We start from the raw sequence: 24,804 nt of genomic DNA on the forward strand, positions 1-24,804 counted from the left end.
TTCTGTTGCAAGCCCGTTGCGCCTGAAATAGCGTGGTGCCTTGGACGAACAAGGACGGCACGCATGAAGCCCGGCAAACCTATCACACGCGCATTCTGTGTCGAGTTGCAGCAAGAGCTGTCAATCGCGGCTGCCCGACGCGAATACTTCTCTCAGGAGCCGCCACGCAAACGCTTCGAGTTTCTCTGCTCGAATGAGGCTTGCAGGGCAATGGGGGCAAAGGTGACCGGGGTTCGCTATGACGTGAAACCACAGGACAACCCAACCTTCGTTGCTGCGCACTTCCGCGCCAACCCGCACTACGATCACCATCCGGAGTGTGAATGGGTGGATGAGAGCGCAGACGAAAAGCCGGACGTTCATGTCGAAGAAACAGATGCTCAGACGCGTGTGCGCCAGGCCAAGCGCAAGTTGGATGACTACATCGACATATTCGACCCGACGCTCAAAGCACCGGTCAAAGAGAAGTCCGGGGAAGAAAAAGCCGGTGCAGGCAATCTGCAGCCCATCCTCAGCCAGCCTTTGACCGAACCCGCGTCACCCAAGGCCGCCCGCTACAGTGAAACCCGCACCAACAACCTGGAGCGCCTGGTAGACAGCTATCGACAGGCCAAGGCCGAGTTGTCACTGGACGATTTCAAGCTGTTGAAACTGAGAATTCCCGGTCAGGGCGAAGTGTCGCTACGCGGGTATTTCCGCCATATCAAGTACGCGCAAACGGGTGACAACGGCCGTGTGCTATTTGGTGGAGGGTTGATTGAGCAACGTTACGGGCTGGGGTTCAAGTTCAGGTTTTTTGACCGTATCGACGGCAAACTGGTAACGCTTTACGTATCGCCCGCGCAAATGCAGGCCTACCGTTCAAGCCGCTATATCAGTGAGCTATTAAGCCACGCGGATGACGTGAAGTTCTTCACGGTATATGCACTGGGAACGGTTACGCAAAGCCCATCGGGCAAGAGCTATGGCCTGGAAGTCGATGACTTGCGGCATCTGGCGATTGTGTTGGGCCCAGCGAAAGACCTGGTCGAGGAAGGGAAAGCCGCTGCACCTTGAGCATGCGTCCAGTGACCGTTCCAGCGCATGGCGCTGGAACGATACAGGTCAAGCTATCAGGCTTTGACGATCCAGCCGGCTGGCGCCTCGATGTCACCGGACTGCACGCCGGTCAATTCCTTGTACAGACGCTGAGTGACCGGACCGACTTCGGTCTGGCTGTAGAACACATGCAGCTTGTCCTTGTAGGAAATCCCGCCAATCGGGGTGATCACCGCAGCCGTACCGCAAGCGCCCGCTTCCTTGAAAGTGTCGAGCTGGTCGATGAATACATCGCCCTCCTCGACCGTCAGGCCCAGCCGGGATTTTGCCAGTTCGATCAACGACAGGCGGGTGATGCCCGGCAGCACCGACGGTGATTTCGGCGTCAGGAACACATCATCATTGGTGATGGCAAAAAAGTTTGCCGAACCCACTTCCTCGATCTTGGAATGGGTCTGCGGGTCGAGATAGATGCAATCGGCAAAACTGTGTTTCTTGGCTTCAGAGCCGGGCATCAGGCTGGCGGCATAGTTGCCACCAACCTTGGCAGCCCCGGTGCCATTGGGCGCAGCGCGGTCATACCCGGAAATCACGAAATTGTTTGGCTTCAGGCCGCCCTTGAAATAGGCGCCCACCGGGATGCAGAAGATCGAAAAGATGAACTCCGGGGCCGTACGCACGCCGATGTTGTCACCCACACCAATCACGAACGGGCGCAGATACAACGCGCCGCCTGAACCGTATGGCGGGATGAAACGTTCGTTGGCCTTGACGACCTGTTTGCAGGCCTCGATGAACACATCAGTCGGTACATGAGGCATCAACAGACGAGAACAACTGCGCTGCATGCGCTGCGCGTTCTGATCGGGACGGAAAAGATTGATCGAGCCATCCTTGCAGCGATAGGCCTTGAGACCTTCGAAGCACTGCTGACCATAATGCAGCGCGGTCGAACCCTCGCTGATATGCAGCGTGTTGTCCTCGGTCAGCGACCCCTGATCCCAGGCGCCGTCGCGCCAATGAGAAAGGTAGCGCTTGTCAGTCTTGATGTAATCGAAACCCAGAGTGTCCCAGTTGATGCTTTCTTGACTCATAACGCCCTCTATCATTTTAGCGACTGCCTGGACGAGTCAGGCCAATGCCTTATTCTGCCAGATCATTCAGGCCCTGAGGCTCGAAATAAATGCAAACCGACATGGCATTTCTGACCCAGGCCCAAACATGGGCGCTCTGTATGCTCAGTGAGTTGACCAACGACGATGATGCTTACCGATAGCTCAGCAGCAAACGCTTGCAGCGTCGCCAGGTCGTTCCATTGAAATATTTCCAGGGGATGGTACGCAAAAGACTCCAGGCGTATCGCTTATCCGCGACCGCAGCGTATTTCAATGCCTTGTTGACGACTTGAGTGCGGCCACTCTGATATTCGGGATGCTCACGATAGGGCTCGATACTTTTGAGATCAGCCTCAAGCAGCACCTTGTACTTGCGTGAAAGGTTGTTGGGGTGACGTCGATAGCGTGTCACGACTTCGGGGATCACATGCATTTCATAGCCCAGGCGGGCAATTCTCAGCGTGGCTTGGAAATCCTGAACCTTTATCTCCGGATCGTAGCCGTTCGCGTCGCGCATGGCCTGCATCCGATACAGGGCCACCGGCGCCCCGACAACGACCGCACCGCGCAACACGTCGTCGAATGTCAGCCGTTCGATATAGTCGCGCGATTGGCATTTGATCGTGTTGCCGTCGCAGTCCATGTAGCTGATCAGTGCGCCTACGCAGCCGACTTCGGGGTGCTCGTCGAGATACTGCGCACGGATACGCAGCGAAAACGGGAGCATGATGTCATCGAGGTCCGGTGTGGACAGATAGACGCCTTTCGCATATCGCAGGCCATGATTGAGAGCGGCACTGACCCCCTGATTGGCTTGGCGATAGAGCTGGAACGGGTAACGCGCCTGCAATGACTCAAGCATCGCGATGCTGTTGTCGGTCGAACCATCGTCAACGATGATGACTTCAAAATTACCGTAGTCTTGAGCAAAGATGCTCTGAAGGGCAGCTTCAAGGAAGCGCTCGGCGTTATAGCAAGGGGCGACGATCGAAACCAGGGGTTGAGGCGTGAGGCTCTGACTTTCTGAGGGCATCATGGGGTAATAGCCATAATCATTATCGGTCCTGACGGGGTCGGAAACCGGATATCTATAACAGGTCGCTTGAAAACGGCACATCATGCGACAAGCGATCCTGATTTTCTACAGCAGGTCACAAACGCCGTGTAAACAGGTGTATCCAGCCACTAGGAATCTGCTGCCGTTTGCTGTCATTCATCAAGTGTAGATCGCATCCAAAAAAAACCCGCTCTTCGCAGAACGGGGTTTTCAGGTTGTGCATCAGGTGAAAATCAGAAGGCGTAGGTCACCAACAACTCTTTTGTCACCTGAAAGTCCACCGACATCATCACGCTCAAGGCAGTGATGGTGAAGATAGAAAACACGAACAGCTTGCGAGCCCAGACAGTATCGTCAACGGCTTTGTAACCCTTCCAGGCCATGTACAACCAGTACATCCCCATGCCTGCTGCAACAGCCAGGTAGTTGAGGCCCGCATAACCACCTACGGTCAACATCAGGGTCGCCACGAGGAACGCCAGGATGTAGAGCATGATGTGGCGCTTGGTGACCAGAATGCCGCGCTTGACCGGCAGTACCGGGATTTTCGCCGCACGATAGTCGTTGAAACGGAAGATGGCGATCGCATACGAATGCGGCATCTGCCACAGGCTGAACATCACCAGTAGCGTCAGGGCCGCGAAGTCGAAGCTGTTGGTCACTGCGCAGTAGCCGATCACTGGAGGCATGGCCCCCGAGAGACTGCCCACCAGTGTGCCGTGAACCGATCTGCGTTTCAGGTACAGGCTGTAAAGGCCGACATAAATCACAAACCCGATGACCGCAAACAAGGCAGCCAACGGGTTGGCCTCGGTGTACAGCAGGGCAACGCCCGCAACGCCGAGTATGGTTGCGTAGAGCAGCGCCAGTTTCAATGAAACCAGGCCCTGCACCAGGACCCGGTTACGGGTCCTTTCCATACGCTGATCGATATCGCGATCGATGCAGTTATTGAACACGCAACCAGACGCAACGACCAGGGAAGTACCGATTACTGCAGCGAGGAAGACGCCGAAGTCGATATTTCCCTTGGAAGCCAGAAAAAAGCCACCTGCCACCGAAAGCACGTTACCGAAAATGATCCCCGGCTTGGTGATTTGGATAAAGTGCTTCAGTGACATCTGGTATTCCTCAATGCGCCATCATTTCGCGGTGGACGCTGAAAATGATCCACAGCGACAGGCCAACCAGCAGGACGATAACCATCGTGGTAAAGGCGAAGGCCATCACGTTGTTGCGCTGCACGCTCGTGAAATCCAGGTGCAGGAAGTAATGCAGGTGCACCAGGATCTGGATGATCGCGAAGACCAGAACGATTGCAATCGTCATGTCCTTCGGCAGCGACGGCGACATCACCAGGGCAAACGGAATGGCGGTCAGGATGATCGACAGTACGAAACCGATGATGTACGACTTCACTGAGCCGTGACTATTGTCTTCAGCGGAGTGATGCGAATTTGACATTACAAAGCTCCCATCAGATAGACAACGGTGAACACGCCGATCCAGACAACGTCCAGGAAGTGCCAGAACAGGCTGAGGCAGCTCAGGCGAGTCTTGTTGGTGTTGGTCAGGCCCTTTTTCTGGACCTGGAACATCATGATCGCCATCCAGATCAGACCGCTGGTCACGTGTGCACCGTGCAGACCTACCAGCGCGAAGAACGCTGACAGGAAGCCGCTGCGGCTCGGACCGTAGCCTTCGTGGATCAGGTGATGGAATTCATAGATTTCCATACCGATAAACGCAGCGCCACACAGGAAGGTCAGGGCCAGCCAGCCAAGAACCTGGCTTTTCTTGCCCTTGTACAACGCCAGCATGGCGAAGCCGTAGGTGATACTACTGACCAGCAGGAACGCGGTTTCCACAGCCACGAATGGCAGCAGGAAGATGTCCTGGCCCGACGGGCCACCCGCGACACTGTTGACCATCACGGCGTACACCGCGAAGAACGAGGCGAACAACACGCAGTCAGTCATCAGGTACAGCCAGAAGCCGTAGACCGTCATGCCACCGCTGTCGTGGTGATCGTCATGCCCATGATCATGGTCGTGACCGTGATCGTGGGCTCCGGAGTTGATTGCAATATTTGACATTGTTTAAACCTGTTCCAGCGAGGACTTGACAGGAGTGTATGCACCGTTGGCCGCCAGGACCTTGTGATGCTCACCTTCAATACGCGCTACATCTTCAGCCGGCACCATATAACCCTGGTCGTCACGGACAGCGTGAGCAACGAAGACTGCAATGGTCGCCACCAGGCTTGCGCCTACCAGCCACCAGATGTGCCAGATGAATGCGAAGCCGAAGACCGTCAGCAACATACCCATGTACAGGCCTGTTGCAGTGTTGTTAGGCATGTGGATCGCCGAGTAGCGGGCAGGAACCTTGTAAGCGGTGCCGGCACGTTTTGCATCGGTGAACGCGTCGATGTCGTCAGCTTTTGGCAGCTCGGCAAAGTTGTAGAACGGCGGTGGCGAAGAAGTGGACCATTCCAGGGTATGGCCATTCCATGGGTCACCGGTCAGATCGCGGTTGTTGTCGCGGTCACGGATACTCACGAACAGCTGGATCAGCTGCGAAGCTATACCCATGGCGATCAGCACGGCACCGAACAGCGCGACGTCCAGGTAGATGTTCCACTCTGGCATGTCGGTAGCGTTCAGACGACGGGTCATGCCCAGGAAGCCCAGCGCGTAAAGCGGCATGAACGCGACGAAGAAGCCGACGATCCAGAACCAGAACGCTGCCTTGCCCCACTTCTCGTTCAGGGTGAAGCCGAACGCTTTAGGGAACCAGAACGCGAAGCCGGCGATGTAACCGAATACCGCACCGCCGATGATGACGTTGTGGAAGTGAGCGATTACGAACAGGCTGTTGTGCAGTACGAAGTCAGCACCTGGAATCGCCAACAGAACGCCGGTCATACCGCCGATCGAGAAGGTGACCATGAAGCCCAGGGTCCAGAGTACTGGCGCGGTGAAGCGCAGACGCCCTTGATACATGGTGAACAGCCAGTTGAATAGCTTCACACCCGTCGGGATCGCGATAAGCATCGTGGCCAGGCCGAAGAAGGCGTTGACGTTGGCACCCGCACCCATCGTGAAGAAGTGGTGCAGCCAGACCATGAAGCCCAGGATACAGATCGCACCGGAGGCGAAGATCATCGACTTGTGGCCGAACAGACGCTTGCCGGAGAACGTGGAGATGACTTCCGAGAACACGCCGAAAGCCGGCAGGATCAGGATGTACACCTCAGGGTGACCCCACGCCCAGAACAGGTTCACGTACATCATGGGGTTGCCGCCCATTTCGTTCGTGAAAATGTGGAAGTCCAGGTAGCGGTCAAGGGTCAGGAACGCCAGGGTAGCGGTCAGGATCGGGAACGAAGCCACGATCAGGATGTTTGCCCAGGTGCAGGTCCAGGTGAAGATCGGCATGTCCATCAGTTTCATGCCAGGGGTACGCATCTTCAGAACGGTCACGATGAAGTTGACCCCCGTCAGCGTCGTACCTAACCCGGATAACTGTAGCGCCCAGATGTAGTAGTCAACCCCTACGCCAGGACTGTATTGCAACCCGGAAAGAGGTGGATACGCTACCCAGCCGGTCTTGGCGAATTCACCGACACCCAGGGAGATGTTGATCAGCAGCATACCTGCGACCAGCAGCCAGAAGCTCAGGGAGTTCAGGAACGGGAACGCCACGTCGCGAGCGCCGATCTGCAGAGGCAGAACGATGTTCATCAGACCCGTGAAGAACGGCATCGCCATGAAGATGATCATGATCACACCGTGAGCGGTGAAGATCTGGTCATAGTGCTCAGGCGGAAGGAACCCTTCGGAACCGTTCTGGGCCATCGCCAGTTGGGTACGCATCATGATGGCGTCGGCAAAACCGCGCAGCAGCATGACCATGGCAACGACGATGTACATCACGCCGATTTTCTTGTGGTCGACAGAGGTCAGCCATTCAGACCACAAGTACGTCCACTTGCGGAAATAGGTGATCAACCCGACAACCGCAATGCCGCCGAGCGCGATCATGGCAAGTGTCACCATGACTATCGGCTCGTGGAACGGCACCGCTTCCAGACTTAATTTGCCAAACATCGTTTACTCCTCTGCCCCAGCAGCTGAATTTTTGCCTTTTTCCGCACCAGCGTCACCGGCCACTTCCTTCTCACCAGCAACAACCTTCTTGCCTGGATTCATACCTTCATACTTGTCGATGACGATCTGGAACAGGTTCGGGGTGACCGAGGAAAAGAGTTCGACAGGGTTGCGTTCGCTCGGCTTGATCAACTCGGCGTATTCGGCCGTGCCAAGCTTTTTAGGTGAGCTCTTGACTTCGCTGACCCAGCTGTCGAAATCAGCCTGGCTGGTGGCGATAGCCTTGAACTTCATACCGGTAAAGCCCGCGCCACTGTAGTTGGCCGAAATACCGTTGAATTCGTGATTTTCGTTGGCAATCAGGTGCAGCTTGGTGTGCATGCCCGCCATTGCGTAGATCTGACCACCCAGACCAGGGATGAAGAAGGAGTTCATCACGCTGTCCGAGGTAACCTGGAAATTGATCGGGGTCTTGGCCGGGAACACGATCTTGTTGACCGTGGCGATGCCGTAGTCCGGATAGACGAATACCCACTTCCAGTCGACCGAGATCGCCTGAATGGTGATCGGCTTCACGTCCGACTCAAGCGGACGGTAAGGGTCCAGCGAGTGAGTAGAGACGTAAGTGATGTACCCCAGGAAGACCAGCAGCAGCATGGGTACGCCCCAGACTGCGATTTCGATCTTGGTGGAGTGGGACCAGTCCGGCGTGTACTTGGCGGCCTTGTTCGAAGCGCGATACTTCCATGCGAAGATCAGGGTCATCAGAATGACCGGGATCACGACAATCAGCATCAGCAACGTAGCGATTACGATCAGGTTCCGCTGCTCGATACCCACCTGCCCTTTTGGATCGAGCAGAGGTACGCCATCGCATCCACTGAGCAAAAGCATACAGAAAAGGGCCAAGAAGCCAAAAAACCTGGGGTACCTTTTTTTACTCATTTCACGACCTCTAAAAGCAGCTTGCGCGGTGCAGTTGGGTTTCGACCGCCAACACTTCGCCCTGCCAGTGCCGGCTAATTTTTTTGAATTGAACAAGGGCCTGCCAGTACGCACAGCGGCATATCGACAAGTCCGGGTTGAGCTATGGATTCTTGTTTTTTGAGTTGCTGGAACTGCCCAAAATATCGGGCAGACGCTTTCGACGCGGCCATCATACGCCCTCAGAGGCAAGCGTTGCGCTGCCTGTTCAGAGTGCACAGGGGACGCTCCAAGCCTCAAAATGCTGATCGTTCAGCCAGGCTGGACGACAAGTGGTGGGGATTGTAGATACGTAAATTTTTAATGACTATGCCTAATTTTGTAACAGTTATTCTCTCTATTCGTAACAATCACCCTCCAAACACGTCATTTCACCCAAAAAAAGCCCCGTAATCACGGGGCTTTTTTCTCGAAAGCCCCTGTATTTAGTAAGGTTTGCGGCGGTTACGAATGATGCACGCCGGTACCAGAACTGCAGTCAGAACAAACGCTGCCAGCGCCCATTGCGCGAGTGATAATCCGAGGACCGGCGGATACGGCGTCGTACAGAAACCGCTGACCTGAAACCCTGTTGGGAACAGTGTAGCCAATGGCAGGCCATCAACGATCGGTTGCAGGACGTCGATACCGCAACTGTCGGACGGATGGGCAAGTATCCATACATGCCGACCGGCCGCGGCAATTCCGCCCAATGCGCTGAGGGTGACCAGCGTTTCACACACCGTAACGCCGCGACGTCCGGACATGGCAGCGCCGATGAACGCAAAAATGGCGATGAACAGCAGTGCGTAGCGCTGCAGGATGCATAGCGGGCAAGGCGCCTCGCCCAGCACGATCTGCATGTACAGGGCACCGCCGATCAGAGCCAGGCAGATAATCCCCAGCAAAACCAGAAAGCGCTTTTCGCGTCTCAGGTACAACGTGTTGTCGCTCATTCACATACCTTACTGAACTGATGAGGTGGTTGGTCAACGCCCTGCAATGTAAGGGCGAAGCCTGAAACAGGAGTGCACGGCCCGACCGTACCGAAGCGTGCGCGATGATCATCTGTCTGATTCTGCAACTCAAGCGCTCGCCAGCTATACGGGCACATTTGCCCGCTGGATGGTCTGAGCAGTACCTGTGCGATCAACCAGGCGGTCTTCGCCAAGGGCTGGATGAAAAGCGCTTCTATATATAGAGGGTGCGTCACTATGTCGCACCACCTCTTCTATATATAGCTGCGGTATTTTGCCGCAGGGCATGCTGATGTCAAAGCACAGTCGCGTACGAACCTGCGACGCTGACTGTCGGAATGCGCAGAGCGACAGTGTGCCGCATCTCGCCCGGTTTGACTGGACCGGAGCCAGACTGCCACTATTCACGCTTGCACTGGCAGCTCATGCCGGCTGCCGTTACGTGTTGAAACAACTTTCAAGGACCAGCGAGCGGCGCGGCCAGCCGTCCGTTAAAAATCCTCAAGCCTGCTCGTCGCAGGTCGATAACCTGTCATAGAAAGTTGTTTGCCGCTTCCAGGCGACGAAACACCTACAGCCAGAAGGTTCATATGTCCAAGAACGTCCGAGCAGATTCACTTTCGCTGCTCCTCTTCACGTTGCGCAGCGGCAAGCTGATGGCGATCAACCTGCTCAAGGTCAGTGAGATCATTCCCTGCCCTCCCCTGACCCATCTTCCCGAATCGCACCCGCACGTCAAAGGTATCGCCACGTTGCGCGGCTCATCACTGTCGGTCATTGACCTGAGTCGTGCAATCGGTGAGCGCCCTCTGGCCGATCCCGACGGTGGCTGCCTGATCGTTACCGACGTCAGCCGCTCCAAACAGGGCCTGCACGTTCAGGCCGTGAGCAAGATTGTGCACTGCCTGACCACTGATATCCGTCCTCCACCCTATGGGTCGAGCAGCAAATCGTTCATCACCGGGGTCACTCAGGTCGATGGCGTGCTGGTACAGGTTCTGGATATCGAAAAAGTGATTCACGGTATTGCTCCGGCGCAAATCGTCGTGCAGTCGACGGAGCTGGCCAAAGAGGATGCCGAAATGCTCAGCAAGGCGCGAATTCTGGTCGTCGATGACAGCCAGGTTGCCCTGCAGCAGTCGATCATCACCTTGCGCAATCTGGGCATCGAATGCCACACGGCGCGCAGTGCCAAGGAAGCCATCGACGTTCTGCTGGATCTTCAAGGTACTGATCGGCAGATCAACGTGGTGGTTTCCGACATCGAGATGTCGGAGATGGATGGCTACGCGCTCACCCGTACTCTTCGCGACACGCCCGACTTCAGCGATCTGTATATCCTCTTGCACACCTCGCTCGACAGCGCGATGAACAGCGAGAAGTCGCAGATCGCCGGGGCCAACGCTGTGCTGACCAAGTTCTCGTCACCCGAGCTGACCAAATGCCTGATCGAGGCCGCACGTACGGTGGTCGCCCAAGGGCTCTGATCCCGGAGCGCGCACCGACGCAACGTCCGAACCTGACCGATGCATCTGCCGGACACTACTGGCTGATGCGTCGGACTCTCGCCTTGCCAGTACCATCCGCGGTCTGGCCACCGCGCGTCCTGCCGCGATCTTTCACCCTTGAGCAAGCCCCAGAGGTTCACCGCCTGCTGACATTGGGTCATGCGAGCGCGACAGGCAGTGTGCCGGATTATCCGCACTGGCGAGCTGCCTTCGAACAAGACCCTGAATTCGACACGTCGCGGTGCTTTCTGGCCATGCTCGACGAAACAGTGGTGGGCGTGATCGTCTGCTGGACCAGCGCATTCATCAAAGACCTGGTCGTGCATCCCGATGTGCGGCATAGCGGGATCGGTTCCGCTCTGCTCAACCACCTGTTCGCCCATTTGAGTAAGTGTGGCGAAGCAGCGATCGATCTTCACGTCATGGAAAACAACCTCAAGGCACGGCGTCTTTACGAGAAATCAGGGATGTCCTACCTGAAACGTTTCGATATCCCCGAAGCCTGACGGGCCCGTTGACTCAACCAGCGACTGGCGCACAACTTGCTTCCTGAGCTGCATCAGCCGGGAGAGTGACCAATTGTTGTCGCTCGGCGCGCAGCTCTGAAAGGGTCATCGAGACAATGGACACCAAGTTTTCCTGTGTGGGTTGCGGCGGTTGCTGCACCGACCACCACGTGCCTCTCACGCTCGGCGAAGCCGCGCAATGGGCGGCAGACGGCGGCAACGTGATTGTCTTGACCGAAGCGTTTCTAAGCAATGGCTATGGTGTGTCCGAGACCCAACTGACCCATGCCAGCCGTCGCTCGACGCAGGTGAACAGCGGCAGCACCACAGCCTTTGTGGCGATCACCTTCGCGGCCTACAACGTTGGGCGTTGCCGGAATCTTGACGAGAAAAACCTGTGTCGCATTTACGAGCGCAGGCCGTTGGTGTGCCGGATCTATCCGATGGAGATCAATCCGCACATTCCCTTGCGCCCCGAAACCAAGGGCTGCCCGCCAGAGTCCTGGGAGCAGGGCCCCGACCTGATCGTTGGCGACAGGCTGGTTGATACGCAATTGATGGACTTGATCGAACAATCCCGTCAGGCCGATCGGGATGAGATAGAGACCAAACAGTTGATCTGTCAGAAACTGGGCATACGCACCACCGCCCTCAAGGGCAACGGCTTCGTCGCGTATCTGCCGGACATGAACGCATTTGCGACCGCCATCGCGGAAGTCGCAAACCGTGCGCAGGATATGCAACCCAATGGCGCGCACTGGGAATTTCATGTGGCGGGACAGCAGTTTCTGGACACCCTGCAACAGGAGGGTGCCGACGTTACGGATCGGGAGCCGGTTTCCTACCTGTTCATACCCTTGCAGGCAGCCTGAACAGGATTACTCACGCGATCAGCGCTTGCCCATCGATCTGCGCGTGCCCGCCGGGGCTACGCCAGGGGTTTTGTGATGGCCATGCTTGTTGGCTTTCTGATGCCATGCGGGTTCCTTTTTGGCCTGGGCAAACTCCGAAGGCTTGAACGGAAAGCTGAAAGGCGCAATGACAGCCTTCTTTTCAGTGTCTGCGTTGGAGTCGGCTGCGGCGTCTTGAACAGTGGGTTGTTCAGGAGTGGTCATGGTGTCACCAGAAAGTCGAATTGGCCGGGCACATGCCCGCGGTAGCGCAGCATACATCAATCGCCGCGCAACCGCCCGAGCCTCCTGTCGCCGTCATTTGTAGAACAGATCGACCATGATCTCGGCATTGAACGGCCCCGGCCTTGGTGTGTTGGTATTCCAGAGCAATTGCGCATTGAAGTCAGCACTGGCAGCGTTGGTTTCGCCCAGCAGTTCCGCCAGATGGAACGGCTCGTTGTAACGTAACGGCTGACCATTGACGGCACTGGCAATGCGAATCCCCAGTGAGTCGTTGCCAGAGGGAACGAGCAATTCGCCCGACAGACTGCCTGTCACCGGCCTGAAACGCGCATCAATGCTGAAAGGCGAATCGCACGTGCGGCTGGTCAGCAGAGAAAATGTCTGTGTGGCGATCACCTTGCCAATAGTCACCTCGTGTATGGCAACGTCGCCGAACTCCACGGTTTCCGGGAGCACTTGCAGGTCGGCGTCGCAGGCCACGAACCGCAGCCCCCGCAGGTTGTTGATCACGTAACTGAGGCTGCGTCCCGGCACCCGGCTGGAGTCCGTCGCACCACCCAGTTGAAAAAACCGGTAATCCAGCAGATCACTGGCCACCCCAGAGGGTGGTGTTGCGCCGAACTTCTGAATAAACACGGAAAACGCCAGATTGAAGCGCACCTTTGGGCAATTTTCGATATTGCTATCGCCTTCATGGCAGACAGGCAGGTAACTCCCGGTACTGACCCGTCCACTGCCTTGCAGGTAATCGGTACCCTGAAGTGTCATGCCAGCGCGGATACCCTGACCGATCAAACGATTGTCCGGATTCAGGTAGATGAAAATTTCTTCCTCGACAGACTGCGAGCCTTCCTTGGCACATTCGACCTGAACATTCACAGGCTCGGAACGCCACACTACCTCCCCGTTGGGAATCGACTCCGGGATCGCCACCGTACTACCCAGATCATCGTGAATTTCGGTTTCGCCCGTCCCCTGGGTGGTACAGACCAACGCGAAGACGGAAGTCGGATTCAGCATCAGCAACACCACAGTGGAGCGCAGCCAGCGTCTGGCAGACAGTAGTTTCATATCAGCATTCGTCCTGAAAGGAATTGTTCTCCAGCAGGCGGGTTGTAAAGACCGCATGCCCCTTGAGCGGTGTGCAATAAGTTCGCTGACCGCCGTAGTCGGTCAGCGCTTTGTATGAAAAACGGCGGGTTGCAGAAGGCAGAACGCTCGCTGGCACAACCATTTCAGAATGGGCACCCGGTGCCAGCAACAGGTACTCGCTGATTTGAACAGCGTCGATGCGCAACGCTTGCAGGGAAGCGTGATAAGGCATTGGGTTACTAACCGTCAGCAAGGAAACGCCTGCCTCGTCATGAGTCAGTGTCCACAGCAACTTTGCGCCCGTGTCAGCCGGATCCCCCTCTAGACCAATGGGCCGGTAAAACACATTGATGCGCTGGCGCACGGCAACATTCAGCTGGCGAACGCCTTCCTGCCGTCGGGGCACCTCAAGCACATACAAATGCAGCAGAGACTCGCGCCGCTGTGGCATGCCTGTGCCCTGATACAACACGCGCAGGGCCTGCCTGCCACCCACCGGCAGACGTGAAAGCGGTGGCGTGACCACGAACGGCAGCGTACTGCGCCGAGCCTGGGGAGTGTCGTCGTCATCGCGGGCATCACTTATCCATGCCTGAAAAAGTGCCTCGGAATCACCTCGGTTGCGCACCTCAATACTGGCTTCGTGATACTGGCCATCAAAGACCAGCCGTGTTCCGCTCAGCGAAATCGCCCCTTGTGCGCCAACGCTGCCCATCAGCAGCAGCACCGCCAACATTGCCGGGCATGAATCAGCAAAGGCGCTCATTGGCATGTCACCCTGATCCGCTCGTAGGCACGGGTCGGATCTCTGGGCAGCAGCGAGAATGCTGCCTGACAACTTTGATCAGACCAGCGAACCCGCAAGCTGCCGACATACTGCTCACTGAGCACCAACGCCTGACTGCCAGGGTCGACCACCGCCAGCGCCCTGCCCTGTTCATCCTCGACACTGGCACCCAGCGGTATTTTGCTGCCGTCGGCGCGCACCAGTTCAAACTGGACCCGGCGGCCCACAACGGCTTTGAAGCGCACCAACGGTATCGCTCCCCGGCGCGGTACGAGCTGGGTGATGGCATTTTCCAGGTCGACATCAGCACCCAACTGGCGGGTATCCAGGCTGACCCAATTGGTCCGGTAGGCCTGCGCATAGGGCAGAACCGCATATCCGTTGCCTGCGGTTTCGACGTTACTGAAGGACTTCAACCGAGCCCCGCTGACGTCCGGAACCTGAACCAGGGCGAAGGTTTCACCCAGCGCCTGCCCCAGGTTCACACCTCCGGGGTGAGCCACCAGCGAACCCGCCGCAGACAGGCTGAATGCATCGTAGTCCTGGCCCTGGCTATAACCTGCCTCGAAGCGACCGAACCCGGTGGTGGTACTGATCTTCCCGGCACCGAAACTGCCGGAGCTGCTGTCATGCCCGGCCTGTACCGAATAAAACGTATCACGATCCCCCAGCACCTGGCCGTTGAGCCCGGTCTGAGCGTTGTACTCACCGGTGCTGTCGCGCACGGCATTGAAAGACAGTCGCGACGAACCAGGGCTCGATCCGAGTGGCAGGGTCACGCTCAAGGCAACACGATTGTCGGTGCTCGCTTCACCGTTTCGCCCGAAGTCCTCGTTGCGTTCAATGGACAGGCTGTAATTGACGGTCTGCCAGGCAGCGTTATAGGACAGATAAAGTTGCCGGGTCTTGCCGGGCAGATTCCAGTAGCGCTGCTCGGAAGCGGTCAGACTCAGCGATGCGGCGTGGCTCGACACTATCTGGGTAACACTTAGCTCAAGCCGATCCCGAGCCAGGCCAGTGGACAGCGCATGTCTCTGCGGGTCGGTATCGCTGATGTGCTGGCTCAGGGTCCGGTACGCTTCAGTGGAATAGCGGTAACCTGCCACGGCCAGAGTGGTGTCGGTAACGTCCAGCGTGTTGGCATAGCGCCCCCGTATGCTCTGGCCGCTGCGCGACTGTTGAGCAACCTGACTGACAGATCGGGTGATATCCAGCGACACTGCGCCCAGCCCGGTATTGATCCCGGCACCTATATTCGCGGCCTGATAATCTTCGGCCAGCTGCAGCCCCCCGAACCCGGTAATCCGCTCGGAAATCCCATAAATCAGGGCTGTGCTGGCAAAGTAGGGAGAGGCTTGAACATCATTACTGTTATCGACCTGCCCGACGGCCAGGCTGTAGCGCAAGGATCCCCAGGGGACCATGATCGGCAGCGATGCGTAGGCCTGGGTAAAAGTCCGTACGCGCCCATCGGCCTCAATGACCGACACCGACAAATCACCATTGGAACCACTGGGGTAAATATCGGCAATTTCGAAAGGCCCCGGTGAAACACTGCCGCTGTACAGCAGAAAACCGTTCTGACGAACTTCCACCGTCGCGTTGGTCTCGGCAATCCCGCGGATGACCGGGGCATAGGCGCGCTCGCTGTCGGACAGCATGCCATCGTCAGAAGCCAGTGCTGCGCCCTTGAAGCGAACACTGTCGAAAACCTGCGAGTCGCTGAAGGTCTCCCCCACCGTGAACTGGCTTTTCAGGAAAGTGATGTCACGCTGCGCGAAAGTACGATTGCTGCGATAACGCCAGGGCCGATCACTGCCGCCGACCAGCGAGGACTCATTGCGCAATCGCCAGGCCCCGAGGTTCAGGCCATTTCGCATCCCGAGATAATACTGGTCCGTTTCCAGACCCTTGTTACGGCGTCTGCTGCCATTGGCGTTGTAATTGATAAAACCTGCCGTCTCACCCTGATCCCAAAGCTCCGGTGAAACATAACCGCGAGCGCCCCGCGACATAACGGCTTGCGGCACACTGATAGTGAGTCGCAGCGCACCGGGCTGATAGTCGACGCGCGCAAACTCGACACGCGCAGGCAAATCGAAACAGCCCTGAGCAGCGCCTTCATCTGAAGGCAGGCGACTCAGGTCCAGACCGAAGCTCTGTAGCATTTCAAGCGACAGACAGGGTTCAATCAGGCCTGACACCCGACTTTTTGAAAAGGCGATATCTCGCCTGCCGCTCAGTTTGCGATTGACGTAAATATCAACCCGATAAGTGCCGGGCAGTACGCTGTTGGTACGCAGAAACCCCTGGAGGTCAGGCGGCTGATCGCTTCCCTGGATAAATGCCGTATTGAATTTGACTGTCCCGTCAGCCCGAGTACCGCCAGGCGAGGCTGCGAACGCGCTGAGCGAAAACATCAACGTCAACCCCAGGCCGATACCCAGTGGACAGTGTCGTGGGTGAGGCAGAGCGAACTGTGCAATGACTCCCTTGTGATCTTTTTTGCGCCATTCCATAGCGGTCTTCACTCTACTTCGGCTGTCGCGCGCGCCGCGCAATCCTTTACACAGACGCAGGTCTGCCGGGCCGGTTTGTCACGCAGGCCCAACGGTTTGAACAGTTAACGCTGATGTGTGATGTGGCAGGTTACCGAGGCAAGGCCTTGTGGGCATGACCCGGTTCTTTATCGGCCAGTGTCACTTGATAAGGCACTTGCCCGCCGTAGTCATTGATACTCACGAAACTCACCAGCAACGGCGCACTTCCCGGTGTGTGCAGCAACGGGATACGCAGCTGTTGATGGGGGGCAAGCATCTGACTGTCGAGACGGGCAAGTTCACTATCGTGTTGGCGTATGGAAATCCTCAGCATGGACACGTGATAGGGCCCTGGATTTTCCACCTGCACACCCGCGTTATCGATTGATTGCCAGTTCAGCTGTTCAGGTGCCTGCTGCGGATCGCCCTGCAAACCGTCAGGCCGAAAGAACACTTTTATGCGCTGACGTATCGCAATCTGCAGCGTGTTCTCGGCAGCAGTCTGGGGGATTTCCTGCACATTGAGCCATAACACTGATTCACGATCAGTGGGCATGTCTGCACCGGAATGAATGATGCGCAACAGTTGCTTGCCACCTCCGGCCATGCGCGTCAGCGCAGGCGTGACGATAAAAGGCAAATACGCTGGGGTGTCGTTGTTATCAGTCTTGTTGGTCGCCGCTGTCGGAGATTCAAGCCAGGACTGCAGGAGAATCTCTCCCCCGCCACTGTTATGAACCCCCAGACTGACCTCTTTTTCATTACCCTGATAAATGACGCGCGTCGTATTCAATACGATGCCCGCCTGAACAGAGGACGCACAGCACACTAGCGCAACAAGCATCGTGTAGCGAAAAAAAACAGGAAACATACTGGCGTTCGCCTTGAATTCGATAAGGGACAGGGCGAGCCGTGCCCGCCCTGTCCGACACGGTTACTCGTAATCCATCACGAACGGCAGGAAGCCGTCGGCATTACCCGGATTGGTCGGCGTGCCGTTAAGCACATAGACCGCGCCAAAATTTATTTCAGCAGTCGCGCCGCCGGCACCATCCTTGATGAGCGTGGTGTCGACGGTTTCAGCACCGCTCAGGTCCATCAGAACGCTGGAGGTATTGAGCAGGCCGATACCGACACCATCTGCCGCGCCGGTGGTGCGCAGAAGTTTGGCATCGTTATTGTCCAGGCCGCTGCCGTTACGGGCAGTAAGGCGCATCTTGACCATGCTGTATTGATCTGCGCCCGCGCTACAGTTGACCAGCAGCTGAATAGGCGCAGCCGTTTCGAATCGACTTTCACTCGATACACCAATATCGGAGAAGGAAACGTTACCCAGGTCGACATTGATTTCGCCAGGGTTGGTGCCCGTACTGACGCCTGTGCCCGGTCCCACATCGCAGGAGATATTGGTCAGTGTGCCATTGAAGACCATTTTTCCGTTGTTCGCTGCACTGACGTTACCCGCCATGCCAACGCCCATTACGCCCAGAACTGCCAATGTAAGAGAAAGCTTTTTCATGCTAACGACCTTCCTTGTGTTATGTCGTGTGTGCCCGCTATCGGACGGTGAGCACTATAGATCCAGGTCTATTTCGATGCTGTCAGCTGGATAACTTTTAACCCGCAGACAACACAACACGACACGCAGGACAGGTCTGTAGGAATAACCAGGCGTCTTGCGCAAGTAGGCTAATTACGGCTGTTAAACAGTGTGGCGCCGATGTTTTAAACCGCGGCGCTTTCAGTTTTGAAAGGGCTGACCGGACACGGGACCGTCACTTAAGCGTGGGTGACAGTCCGGTCGAAAAAATAATACAGATCTGTATTTATTGATAGCTCAACGTGATGACTCCAGCGCGGGCCTGCAGGGCCTCGCCGTCGGTCTCGGCGACCGGAAGTACCTGATACTGCGCGACAAAGGGCACGGCCTGATCACCACATGCATTGTGTTCAGTGCTCACCTGCATATTGATGCCCGGTGCAACTTGCAAAATGCGCGCATGAGCAACAGGCGTATTCACATTAATGTCGGAAATCACGCAACTGCTGTTGACGATACTGCCATGCAACGTCAATGCGCCGTCCTTTGCCCATGAAAAAGCAGGCGCAGCCAGCAAGGGAATCGACACCATGACGGCCCCCAAACCTTGACGAAGAAACAAACACCTCAACATAAATTTCCAGGTCGATTTTTTACTGTTCATGGCGTTCTCCACTTATAGGCTCATACAGTGAGTTAAGTTGATGGGAGAATTAACTGCCAGAAGCCGGCCTAGGAAAATGTAGGAAAACTCTTAGGGAAGGTCTGAAGTAGCCGGATGTTTTCCGGCTACCGAGTCCTCAGCACTTTTCAAAAAACGATGCATGTCGAAATTTGCTCAATTATCTTCGCTTTTTAGCTCTTTCGGCCGCTGCAAAGCCTTTTGCGGTAACCATTTCCTGCATTACACGCGCACCTCTCCTGCGCTCGCCAACAAATGTCGACGGGCCATCCACAGGTTTGACAGGGCGAACAACGTCACCATCTGCGCGGTGTTCTTGGCCAAGCCCCGAAAGCGCACTTTTTCATAGCCAAACTGGCGTTTGATGACCCGAAACGGATGCTCGACCTTGGCGCGAACCTGGGCCTTGGCCTTCTCGATTTTGCGGATCGCCTTGTACAAAATACTGCGTTTTCCGTGCTTTTTGTAAGTGCTGCGGCGGGCGGCAATCTGCCAAATGACCTTGCGCCCAGCGTGTTCTTCGCGCTTCTCGACCCCGGTGTAACCTGCGTCGGCGCAGACTACGTTTTCCTCGCCGTGCAGCAGTTTGGCAACCTGCGTGACGTCTGCCACATTGGCCGCTGTTACTACCACGCTGTGCACCAGGCCTGACTCGTCGTCGGCGCCGATGTGAGCCTTGGCGCCGAAATAGTACTGGTTACCTTTCTTGGTTTGATGCATCTCAGGATCGCGTTTGCCATCCTTGTTCTTGGTCGAACTGGGCGCGTGAATCAGCGTGGCATCGACGATGGTGCCTTGACGCAACGACAAGCCAAGGTCGCCCAGATAACCATTAATTACGCCGAGAATCCCGGTCGCCAACTCGTGTTTTTCCAGCAGACGACGGAAGTTGAGAATGGTGGTTTCGTCTGGAATTCGCTCCAGGCTCAGGCCTGAAAACTGACGCAGGATGGTCGTCTCATACAGCGCTTCTTCCATCGCCGGATCGCTGTAGCCGAACCAGTTCTGCATCAGATGAACACGCAGCATCGCCATCAGTGGGTAGGCGGGCCGGCCACCTTCTCCTTTTGGATAATAGGGCTCAATCAGGGCAATCAAACCTTTCCAGGGCACCACCTGATCCATCTCGATCAGGAACAATTCCTTACGGGTCTGCTTGCGCTTGCCGGCATACTCGGCGTCGGCGAAGGTCATCTGTTTCATCATCGAAAAGCTCGGCGACTGGTGTCCGGAGATTTTGCCAAATTAGGAAGTCTTTTTCAGAGTTTCCTTAGGACTTTATAAACATCTGGACAAATATCTCTTCAACATAGATATCGTCCGTTAGCGGATTTTCTTGACTGCACGCTATGCGCGGTGGAGGCTTCCTGACAAACCTGACAGCTAAAAGTCATTCTGCTGACCGGGTTTGCAGGCTATAAGGAAGCCCTAAAAAAATATTACTCCCGTACCGACATTTGGCGTTTTCTTCATATGCGCAGACAGACCCTGACCGTCACCGCTGTAGTCCTGCTGATAGCCTGCGCGGCCATTGCCGGATGGAAACTGACACGCCCCGCTACATTCCCGAAAAACTCCGTGACTGCGGTGCCTGTGAAGGTGATCACGGTCAGCATTGAGGACGTACCGCGTTTCGTCACAGGTATCGGTTCGGTGCTGTCACTGCAAAGTGTGGTGATCCGTCCTCAGGTAGATGGCGTACTGACGCGCGTGCTGGTCAAGGAAGGTCAACAGGTCAAGGCCGGCGAGTTGCTGGCGACGCTGGATGATCGATCGATCCGCGCCTCGCTGGAGCAGGCACGCGCGCAGCTGGCGCAGAGCAAGGCGCAGCTTGATGTCGCGCAACTGGACCTGAAGCGCTATCGCCAACTCACTCAGGACAATGGCATTTCGCGCCAGACATTCGATCAGCAGCAGGCACTGGTCAGGCAACTCGAAGCCACGGCGAAAGGCAACGAAGCGAGCATCAACGCCTCACAGGTGCAGCTCTCCTACACCCAGATTCGCTCGCCGGTCACGGGAAGGGTCGGCATCCGCAATGTCGATGAAGGCAACTTCCTGCGCGTCAGCGATGCTACCGGGCTGTTTTCGGTGACACAGATTGACCCGATTGCGGTGGAATTCTCTCTGCCTCAGCAAATGTTACCGACCCTGCAGGGGCTGATTGCCGAGCGTAGCGCTGCGACCGTCAAGGCGTATCAGGGCGACGGCGCGGCCAACGGACTGCTTTTGGGTGAAGGCACGCTTTCGCTGATCGACAATCAGGTTTCGGCAACCACCGGCACGATCCGCGCCAAGGCTCAATTCAAAAACCCCGGCGAACAACTGTGGCCCGGGCAACTCGTCACGGTGAAGATCCAGACCGGTGTCGAACTCAACTCGCTCAAGGTACCGCCACAAGTAGTGCAGCGCGGCATCGATCAGCACTTCGTCTATCGACTCACTGCTGATAAAAAAGTGGAAGTCGTACCGGTCAAGGTGCTTTATCAGGACAGCGAGCAGACATTGATCAGCGGTCCAAATGCCGGAGATGTGCTGGTCAGCGACGGCCAGTCGCGACTGCGGCCTGGGGCAACTGTCGAAGTGGTCAGCGCGCCCGCCCCGGATGTCGCGAGCGCGCAAGTGGAGCACGCACGATGAGTGGCCGAGGCTCGGTATCGGCGTGGTGCATCGACCACCCGGTGGCCACCTTGTTATTGACCTTCGCGCTGGTACTGCTGGGGGTCATTGCCTTTCCACGACTGCCGATTGCGCCGTTGCCGGAAGCGGAGTTCCCGACCATTCAGGTTACCGCGCAGTTGCCCGGTGCCAGCCCGGAAACCATGGCGTCTTCGGTTGCCACGCCGCTGGAAGTGCAGTTCAGCGCGATCCCCGGCATGACCCAGATGACCTCCAGCAGCGCGCTGGGGTCCACCAACCTGACGCTGCAATTCACCCTCAACAAAAGCATCGACACTGCCGCCCAGGAAGTCCAGGCCGCGATCAACACTGCGGCGGGACGCCTGCCAGCCGACATGCCGAGCCTGCCGACCTGGCGCAAGGTCAACCCGGCTGACAGTCCGGTGCTGATCCTCAGTGTCAGCTCCAGCCTGATGCCCGGCACGGAGCTGAGCGATGTCACCGAAACCATCCTGGCGCGCCAGCTCAGCCAGATCGAAGGCGTGGGCCAGGTGTTCATCACCGGCCAGCAAAGGCCGGCGATTCGTGTGCAGGCCGCCCCCGAAAAACTGGCCGCGCTGGGGCTGACCCTGGCCGACATTCGCCTAGCGGTGCAACAGACCAGCCTTAACCTGGCCAAAGGTGCCTTGTATGGCAAGGACAGCATTTCGACACTGTCGTCCAACGACCAGTTGTTCAAGCCGCAGGACTACGCGCAACTGATCGTTTCCTACAAGAACGGCGCCCCCGTCCAGCTCAAGGATGTGGCGCGGGTGGTCGCGGGTTCGGAAAACGCCTACGTCAAGGCCTGGTCCGGCGACCAGCAAGGCGTCAACATCGCTATTTTTCGTCAGCCGGGCGCCAACATTGTCGACACCGTTGACCGCATTCAGCGTGAACTGCCAAGGCTGCAGGAAATGCTCCCGGCCACCGTTGAGGTCTCGGTACTCAACGACCGGACCCGCACCATTCGTGCCTCGCTGCACGAAGTGGAACTGACCCTGATGATCGCAGTGCTGCTGGTGGTGGCAGTCATGGCGCTGTTTCTGCGCCAGCTGTCGGCCACGTTGATCGTCAGCGCGGTGCTCGGGGTATCGCTGATCGCCAGCTTTGCGATGATGTACCTGTTCGGCTTCAGCCTGAACAACCTGACACTGGTAGCCATCGTGGTCGCGGTAGGGTTCGTGGTGGACGACGCCATCGTGGTGGTGGAGAACATCCATCGCCACCTTGAAGCCGGACAAGGCATGCGCGAGGCCGCCATAAAGGGCGCGGGGGAAATCGGTTTTACCGTGGTGTCGATCAGCTTCTCGCTGGTGGCGGCGTTCATTCCGCTGTTGTTCATGGGCGGCGTGGTCGGGCGGCTGTTCAAGGAATTCGCCCTGACCGCCACTGCAACCATTCTGATTTCGGTGGTCGTCTCCCTGACCCTGGCGCCGACCCTTGCGGCATTGTTCATGCGCGCCCCCACGCACAACCCGCATCAGAAGCCGGGCTTCGGTGAACGTTTGCTGGCTTCCTACGAGCGAGGCTTGCGTAAGGCGCTGGCCCATCAGCGACTGCTGCTCGGCGTGTTCGGCCTGACCCTGGCGCTTGCGGTGGTCGGCTACATCCTCATACCCAAGGGCTTCTTTCCGGTTCAGGACACTGCTTTTGCACTCGGCACCACCGAGGCCGCTGCCGACATTTCCTACCCGGACATGGTGGAAAAACACCTGCAACTGGCAAAAATCGTCGGTGCAGACCCGGCAGTGCTGGCGTTCTCGCATTCAGTCGGTGTGTCAGGCAGCAACCAGACCATCGCCAACGGTCGCTTCTGGATCTCGCTCAAGCCGCGCTCTGAACGCGATGTGTCGGTCAGTGAGTTCATTGACCGCCTGCGCCCCAAACTGGCAAAGGTCCCCGGCATCGTTCTGTATCTGCGCGCCGGGCAGGACATCAACCTGAGTTCCGGGCCGAGCCGCAGTCAGTACCAGTACGTGCTCAAGAGCAACGACGGCGAATTGCTCAACACCTGGACGCAACGGCTGACTGAAAAGCTGCGTAGCAATCCAGCGTTTCGCGATATGTCCAACGACTTGCAACTGGGCGGCAGCGTCACCCATATCGATATTGATCGCAGTGCTGCCGCGCGATTCGGCCTGACCACCGCCGACGTCGATCAGGCGCTGTACGATGCGTTCGGCCAGCGGCAGATCAGCGAATACCAGACCGAAGTCAACCAGTACAAAGTGATCCTCGAACTGGATGCCCAGCAGCGTGGCAAGGCCGAAAGCCTGGCTTACTTCTACCTGCGCTCACCGCTGACCAATGAAATGGTGCCGCTGTCGGCACTGGCCAAAGTCAGTGCGCCGCGCATGGGCCCGCTGTCGATCAGCCACGACGGTATGTTCCCGGCTGCCAACCTGTCATTCAACCTGGCGTCTGGAGTCGCACTTGGCGACGCGGTAAGCATGCTCGATCAGGCCAAGAAAGAGATCGGCATGCCTGCCTCGATCATCGGCAGTTTTCAGGGTGCGGCGCAGGCATTCCAGAGTTCGCTGGCCAACCAGCCGTGGCTGATTCTCGCCGCGCTGGTGGCGGTGTACATCATTCTGGGTATGCTTTATGAAAGCTTCGTGCACCCGCTGACCATTATCTCCACCCTGCCCTCGGCAGGTATCGGCGCGCTGTTGCTGCTATGGATGATGGGGCAGGACTTCTCAATCATGGCCCTGATCGGCATCGTGCTGCTGATCGGCATCGTCAAGAAGAACGGCATTCTGCTCGTGGACTTTGCCCTGCAAGCGCAGCGTGAGCAGGGCCTGTCGCCACAGGAGGCCATTTATGAGGCCTGCATTACCCGCTTCCGACCGATTATCATGACCACCCTTGCCGCCCTGCTCGGCGCACTGCCGCTGATGCTGGGTTTCGGGGTAGGTGCCGAACTGCGTCAACCGCTGGGTATCGCAGTGGTCGGCGGCCTGCTGGTGAGCCAGATGCTGACCCTGTTCACTACGCCAGTCATTTACCTGCAACTGGAGCGGCTGTTTCATAAACGCCACCCGGCGCCCGCCGCACCCGCGCTGGCCCTTCACAAGTGAGAGTCACCCG

Annotated in this window: 22 protein-coding genes; 6 read left to right on the forward strand and 16 right to left on the reverse strand. The window is 57.1% G+C overall.

Annotated features, from left to right (window positions below; genetic code table 11):
* Nucleotides 1-63 precede the first annotated feature (63 nt).
* Complete coding sequence (locus LJU29_RS21010) at nucleotides 64-1,056, forward strand: hypothetical protein (protein WP_005756783.1); 993 nt, start codon at nucleotides 64-66, stop codon at nucleotides 1,054-1,056.
* A 56-nt stretch (nucleotides 1,057-1,112) separates the two neighbouring features.
* On the opposite strand, the gene LJU29_RS21015 is transcribed toward LJU29_RS21010, so the two are convergent.
* The 8 genes from LJU29_RS21015 to LJU29_RS21050 all read right to left on the reverse strand — a co-directional run bounded on the left by LJU29_RS21015 (nucleotide 1,113) and on the right by LJU29_RS21050 (nucleotide 9,241).
* Nucleotides 1,113-2,132: a branched-chain amino acid aminotransferase gene (locus tag LJU29_RS21015; protein ID WP_002552349.1), complete on the reverse strand. Its 1,020-nt coding sequence runs from the start codon at nucleotides 2,130-2,132 to the stop codon at nucleotides 1,113-1,115.
* 172 nt (nucleotides 2,133-2,304) lie between these two features.
* Nucleotides 2,305-3,189 (reverse strand): glycosyltransferase family 2 protein, encoded by an 885-nt coding sequence (locus LJU29_RS21020; protein WP_005756784.1) that lies wholly within the window; start codon nucleotides 3,187-3,189, stop codon nucleotides 2,305-2,307.
* Nucleotides 3,190-3,443: 254 nt separating this feature from the next.
* Nucleotides 3,444-4,331 carry a heme o synthase gene (gene cyoE / locus LJU29_RS21025; protein WP_002552346.1) on the reverse strand — a complete coding sequence of 296 codons (888 nt, stop codon included), beginning with the start codon at nucleotides 4,329-4,331 and terminating at the stop codon, nucleotides 3,444-3,446.
* Between the two features lie 10 nt (nucleotides 4,332-4,341).
* Complete coding sequence (cyoD, locus tag LJU29_RS21030; RefSeq protein ID WP_002552345.1) at nucleotides 4,342-4,674, reverse strand: cytochrome o ubiquinol oxidase subunit IV; 333 nt, start codon at nucleotides 4,672-4,674, stop codon at nucleotides 4,342-4,344.
* On the reverse strand, nucleotides 4,674-5,306 hold the full coding sequence (locus tag LJU29_RS21035; RefSeq protein WP_002552344.1) for a cytochrome o ubiquinol oxidase subunit III: 633 nt from the start codon (nucleotides 5,304-5,306) through the stop codon (nucleotides 4,674-4,676). Before LJU29_RS21035 ends, cyoD begins: the two co-directional genes overlap by 1 nt.
* A gap of 3 nt (nucleotides 5,307-5,309) precedes the next feature.
* Nucleotides 5,310-7,322 carry a cytochrome o ubiquinol oxidase subunit I gene (cyoB, locus tag LJU29_RS21040; RefSeq protein WP_257111160.1) on the reverse strand — a complete coding sequence of 671 codons (2,013 nt, stop codon included), beginning with the start codon at nucleotides 7,320-7,322 and terminating at the stop codon, nucleotides 5,310-5,312.
* A gap of 3 nt (nucleotides 7,323-7,325) precedes the next feature.
* Nucleotides 7,326-8,267: a ubiquinol oxidase subunit II gene (gene cyoA, locus LJU29_RS21045; protein ID WP_004656081.1), complete on the reverse strand. Its 942-nt coding sequence runs from the start codon at nucleotides 8,265-8,267 to the stop codon at nucleotides 7,326-7,328.
* A 464-nt stretch (nucleotides 8,268-8,731) separates the two neighbouring features.
* Nucleotides 8,732-9,241, reverse strand: a complete 510-nt coding sequence (locus LJU29_RS21050) for a disulfide bond formation protein B (RefSeq protein ID WP_004666118.1) — start codon at nucleotides 9,239-9,241, stop codon at nucleotides 8,732-8,734.
* A 611-nt stretch (nucleotides 9,242-9,852) separates the two neighbouring features.
* Here LJU29_RS21050 and LJU29_RS21055 point away from each other — a divergent pair.
* The 3 genes from LJU29_RS21055 (at nucleotide 9,853) to LJU29_RS21065 (ending at nucleotide 12,148) form a co-directional block, all read left to right on the forward strand.
* Nucleotides 9,853-10,749: a chemotaxis protein gene (locus tag LJU29_RS21055; protein ID WP_004656074.1), complete on the forward strand. Its 897-nt coding sequence runs from the start codon at nucleotides 9,853-9,855 to the stop codon at nucleotides 10,747-10,749.
* Nucleotides 10,750-10,814: 65 nt separating this feature from the next.
* A complete protein-coding gene (locus LJU29_RS21060; protein ID WP_054995106.1) occupies nucleotides 10,815-11,276 on the forward strand; it encodes a GNAT family N-acetyltransferase in 462 nt (153 codons plus the stop codon).
* 116 nt (nucleotides 11,277-11,392) lie between these two features.
* Nucleotides 11,393-12,148: a YkgJ family cysteine cluster protein gene (locus tag LJU29_RS21065; protein ID WP_257111161.1), complete on the forward strand. Its 756-nt coding sequence runs from the start codon at nucleotides 11,393-11,395 to the stop codon at nucleotides 12,146-12,148.
* An 18-nt stretch (nucleotides 12,149-12,166) separates the two neighbouring features.
* Here the strand turns inward: LJU29_RS21065 and LJU29_RS21070 are convergent, their stop codons facing one another.
* The 8 genes from LJU29_RS21070 to LJU29_RS21105 all read right to left on the reverse strand — a co-directional run bounded on the left by LJU29_RS21070 (nucleotide 12,167) and on the right by LJU29_RS21105 (nucleotide 20,256).
* Nucleotides 12,167-12,391, reverse strand: a complete 225-nt coding sequence (locus tag LJU29_RS21070; protein WP_004656067.1) for a hypothetical protein — start codon at nucleotides 12,389-12,391, stop codon at nucleotides 12,167-12,169.
* 93 nt (nucleotides 12,392-12,484) lie between these two features.
* Complete coding sequence (locus tag LJU29_RS21075) at nucleotides 12,485-13,483, reverse strand: fimbrial protein (protein WP_005778174.1); 999 nt, start codon at nucleotides 13,481-13,483, stop codon at nucleotides 12,485-12,487.
* A 1-nt stretch (nucleotide 13,484) separates the two neighbouring features.
* Entirely contained in the window at nucleotides 13,485-14,270 is a 786-nt protein-coding gene (locus LJU29_RS21080; RefSeq protein ID WP_122358879.1) for a fimbrial biogenesis chaperone, read from the reverse strand.
* Nucleotides 14,267-16,810, reverse strand: coding sequence for a fimbria/pilus outer membrane usher protein (locus tag LJU29_RS21085; protein ID WP_495629031.1), 2,544 nt, complete (start codon nucleotides 16,808-16,810; stop codon nucleotides 14,267-14,269). Before LJU29_RS21085 ends, LJU29_RS21080 begins: the two co-directional genes overlap by 4 nt.
* 130 nt (nucleotides 16,811-16,940) lie before the next feature.
* The gene (locus tag LJU29_RS21090; RefSeq protein WP_005756800.1) at nucleotides 16,941-17,702 is read right to left on the reverse strand and encodes a fimbrial biogenesis chaperone; all 762 of its coding nucleotides are present in this window, start codon (nucleotides 17,700-17,702) and stop codon (nucleotides 16,941-16,943) included.
* A 63-nt stretch (nucleotides 17,703-17,765) separates the two neighbouring features.
* Nucleotides 17,766-18,350 (reverse strand): fimbrial protein, encoded by a 585-nt coding sequence (locus LJU29_RS21095; RefSeq protein ID WP_004656053.1) that lies wholly within the window; start codon nucleotides 18,348-18,350, stop codon nucleotides 17,766-17,768.
* Nucleotides 18,351-18,657: 307 nt separating this feature from the next.
* Entirely contained in the window at nucleotides 18,658-19,035 is a 378-nt protein-coding gene (locus LJU29_RS21100; protein WP_002552333.1) for a hypothetical protein, read from the reverse strand.
* Between the two features lie 240 nt (nucleotides 19,036-19,275).
* Nucleotides 19,276-20,256 (reverse strand): IS5-like element ISPsy2 family transposase, encoded by a 981-nt coding sequence (locus LJU29_RS21105; RefSeq protein WP_257112819.1) that lies wholly within the window; start codon nucleotides 20,254-20,256, stop codon nucleotides 19,276-19,278.
* Nucleotides 20,257-20,526: 270 nt separating this feature from the next.
* Between LJU29_RS21105 and LJU29_RS21110 the strand changes: the two genes are divergently transcribed.
* Nucleotides 20,527-21,693 (forward strand): efflux RND transporter periplasmic adaptor subunit, encoded by a 1,167-nt coding sequence (locus tag LJU29_RS21110; protein ID WP_005756806.1) that lies wholly within the window; start codon nucleotides 20,527-20,529, stop codon nucleotides 21,691-21,693.
* Complete coding sequence (locus LJU29_RS21115) at nucleotides 21,690-24,794, forward strand: multidrug efflux RND transporter permease subunit (RefSeq protein ID WP_257111162.1); 3,105 nt, start codon at nucleotides 21,690-21,692, stop codon at nucleotides 24,792-24,794. Before LJU29_RS21110 ends, LJU29_RS21115 begins: the two co-directional genes overlap by 4 nt.
* Nucleotides 24,795-24,804 lie beyond the last annotated feature (10 nt).

It is taken from the genome of Pseudomonas ficuserectae (assembly GCF_024584585.1).
Lineage (GTDB): Bacteria > Pseudomonadota > Gammaproteobacteria > Pseudomonadales > Pseudomonadaceae > Aquipseudomonas > Aquipseudomonas amygdali.

What these genes read in the sequence shown, in the direction of transcription:
- LJU29_RS21085 (WP_495629031.1), bottom strand. Translation starts at nt 16,810, where the DNA reads ATGGAATGGCGCAAAAAAGATCACAAGGGAGTCATTGCACAGTTCGCT.
- LJU29_RS21050 (WP_004666118.1), bottom strand. Translation starts at nt 9,241, where the DNA reads ATGAGCGACAACACGTTGTACCTGAGACGCGAAAAGCGCTTTCTGGTT.
- cyoD (WP_002552345.1), bottom strand. Translation starts at nt 4,674, where the DNA reads ATGTCAAATTCGCATCACTCCGCTGAAGACAATAGTCACGGCTCAGTG.
- LJU29_RS21105 (WP_257112819.1), bottom strand. Translation starts at nt 20,256, where the DNA reads ATGAAACAGATGACCTTCGCCGACGCCGAGTATGCCGGCAAGCGCAAG.
- LJU29_RS21115 (WP_257111162.1), top strand. Translation starts at nt 21,690, where the DNA reads ATGAGTGGCCGAGGCTCGGTATCGGCGTGGTGCATCGACCACCCGGTG.
- cyoA (WP_004656081.1), bottom strand. Translation starts at nt 8,267, where the DNA reads ATGAGTAAAAAAAGGTACCCCAGGTTTTTTGGCTTCTTGGCCCTTTTC.
- LJU29_RS21060 (WP_054995106.1), top strand. Translation starts at nt 10,815, where the DNA reads ATGCGTCGGACTCTCGCCTTGCCAGTACCATCCGCGGTCTGGCCACCG.
- LJU29_RS21015 (WP_002552349.1), bottom strand. Translation starts at nt 2,132, where the DNA reads ATGAGTCAAGAAAGCATCAACTGGGACACTCTGGGTTTCGATTACATC.
- LJU29_RS21055 (WP_004656074.1), top strand. Translation starts at nt 9,853, where the DNA reads ATGTCCAAGAACGTCCGAGCAGATTCACTTTCGCTGCTCCTCTTCACG.
- LJU29_RS21075 (WP_005778174.1), bottom strand. Translation starts at nt 13,483, where the DNA reads ATGAAACTACTGTCTGCCAGACGCTGGCTGCGCTCCACTGTGGTGTTG.
- LJU29_RS21020 (WP_005756784.1), bottom strand. Translation starts at nt 3,189, where the DNA reads ATGATGCCCTCAGAAAGTCAGAGCCTCACGCCTCAACCCCTGGTTTCG.
- cyoE (WP_002552346.1), bottom strand. Translation starts at nt 4,331, where the DNA reads ATGTCACTGAAGCACTTTATCCAAATCACCAAGCCGGGGATCATTTTC.
- LJU29_RS21095 (WP_004656053.1), bottom strand. Translation starts at nt 18,350, where the DNA reads ATGAAAAAGCTTTCTCTTACATTGGCAGTTCTGGGCGTAATGGGCGTT.
- LJU29_RS21100 (WP_002552333.1), bottom strand. Translation starts at nt 19,035, where the DNA reads ATGAACAGTAAAAAATCGACCTGGAAATTTATGTTGAGGTGTTTGTTT.
- cyoB (WP_257111160.1), bottom strand. Translation starts at nt 7,322, where the DNA reads ATGTTTGGCAAATTAAGTCTGGAAGCGGTGCCGTTCCACGAGCCGATA.
- LJU29_RS21035 (WP_002552344.1), bottom strand. Translation starts at nt 5,306, where the DNA reads ATGTCAAATATTGCAATCAACTCCGGAGCCCACGATCACGGTCACGAC.
- LJU29_RS21080 (WP_122358879.1), bottom strand. Translation starts at nt 14,270, where the DNA reads ATGAGCGCCTTTGCTGATTCATGCCCGGCAATGTTGGCGGTGCTGCTG.
- LJU29_RS21010 (WP_005756783.1), top strand. Translation starts at nt 64, where the DNA reads ATGAAGCCCGGCAAACCTATCACACGCGCATTCTGTGTCGAGTTGCAG.
- LJU29_RS21110 (WP_005756806.1), top strand. Translation starts at nt 20,527, where the DNA reads ATGCGCAGACAGACCCTGACCGTCACCGCTGTAGTCCTGCTGATAGCC.
- LJU29_RS21090 (WP_005756800.1), bottom strand. Translation starts at nt 17,702, where the DNA reads ATGTTTCCTGTTTTTTTTCGCTACACGATGCTTGTTGCGCTAGTGTGC.
- LJU29_RS21065 (WP_257111161.1), top strand. Translation starts at nt 11,393, where the DNA reads ATGGACACCAAGTTTTCCTGTGTGGGTTGCGGCGGTTGCTGCACCGAC.
- LJU29_RS21070 (WP_004656067.1), bottom strand. Translation starts at nt 12,391, where the DNA reads ATGACCACTCCTGAACAACCCACTGTTCAAGACGCCGCAGCCGACTCC.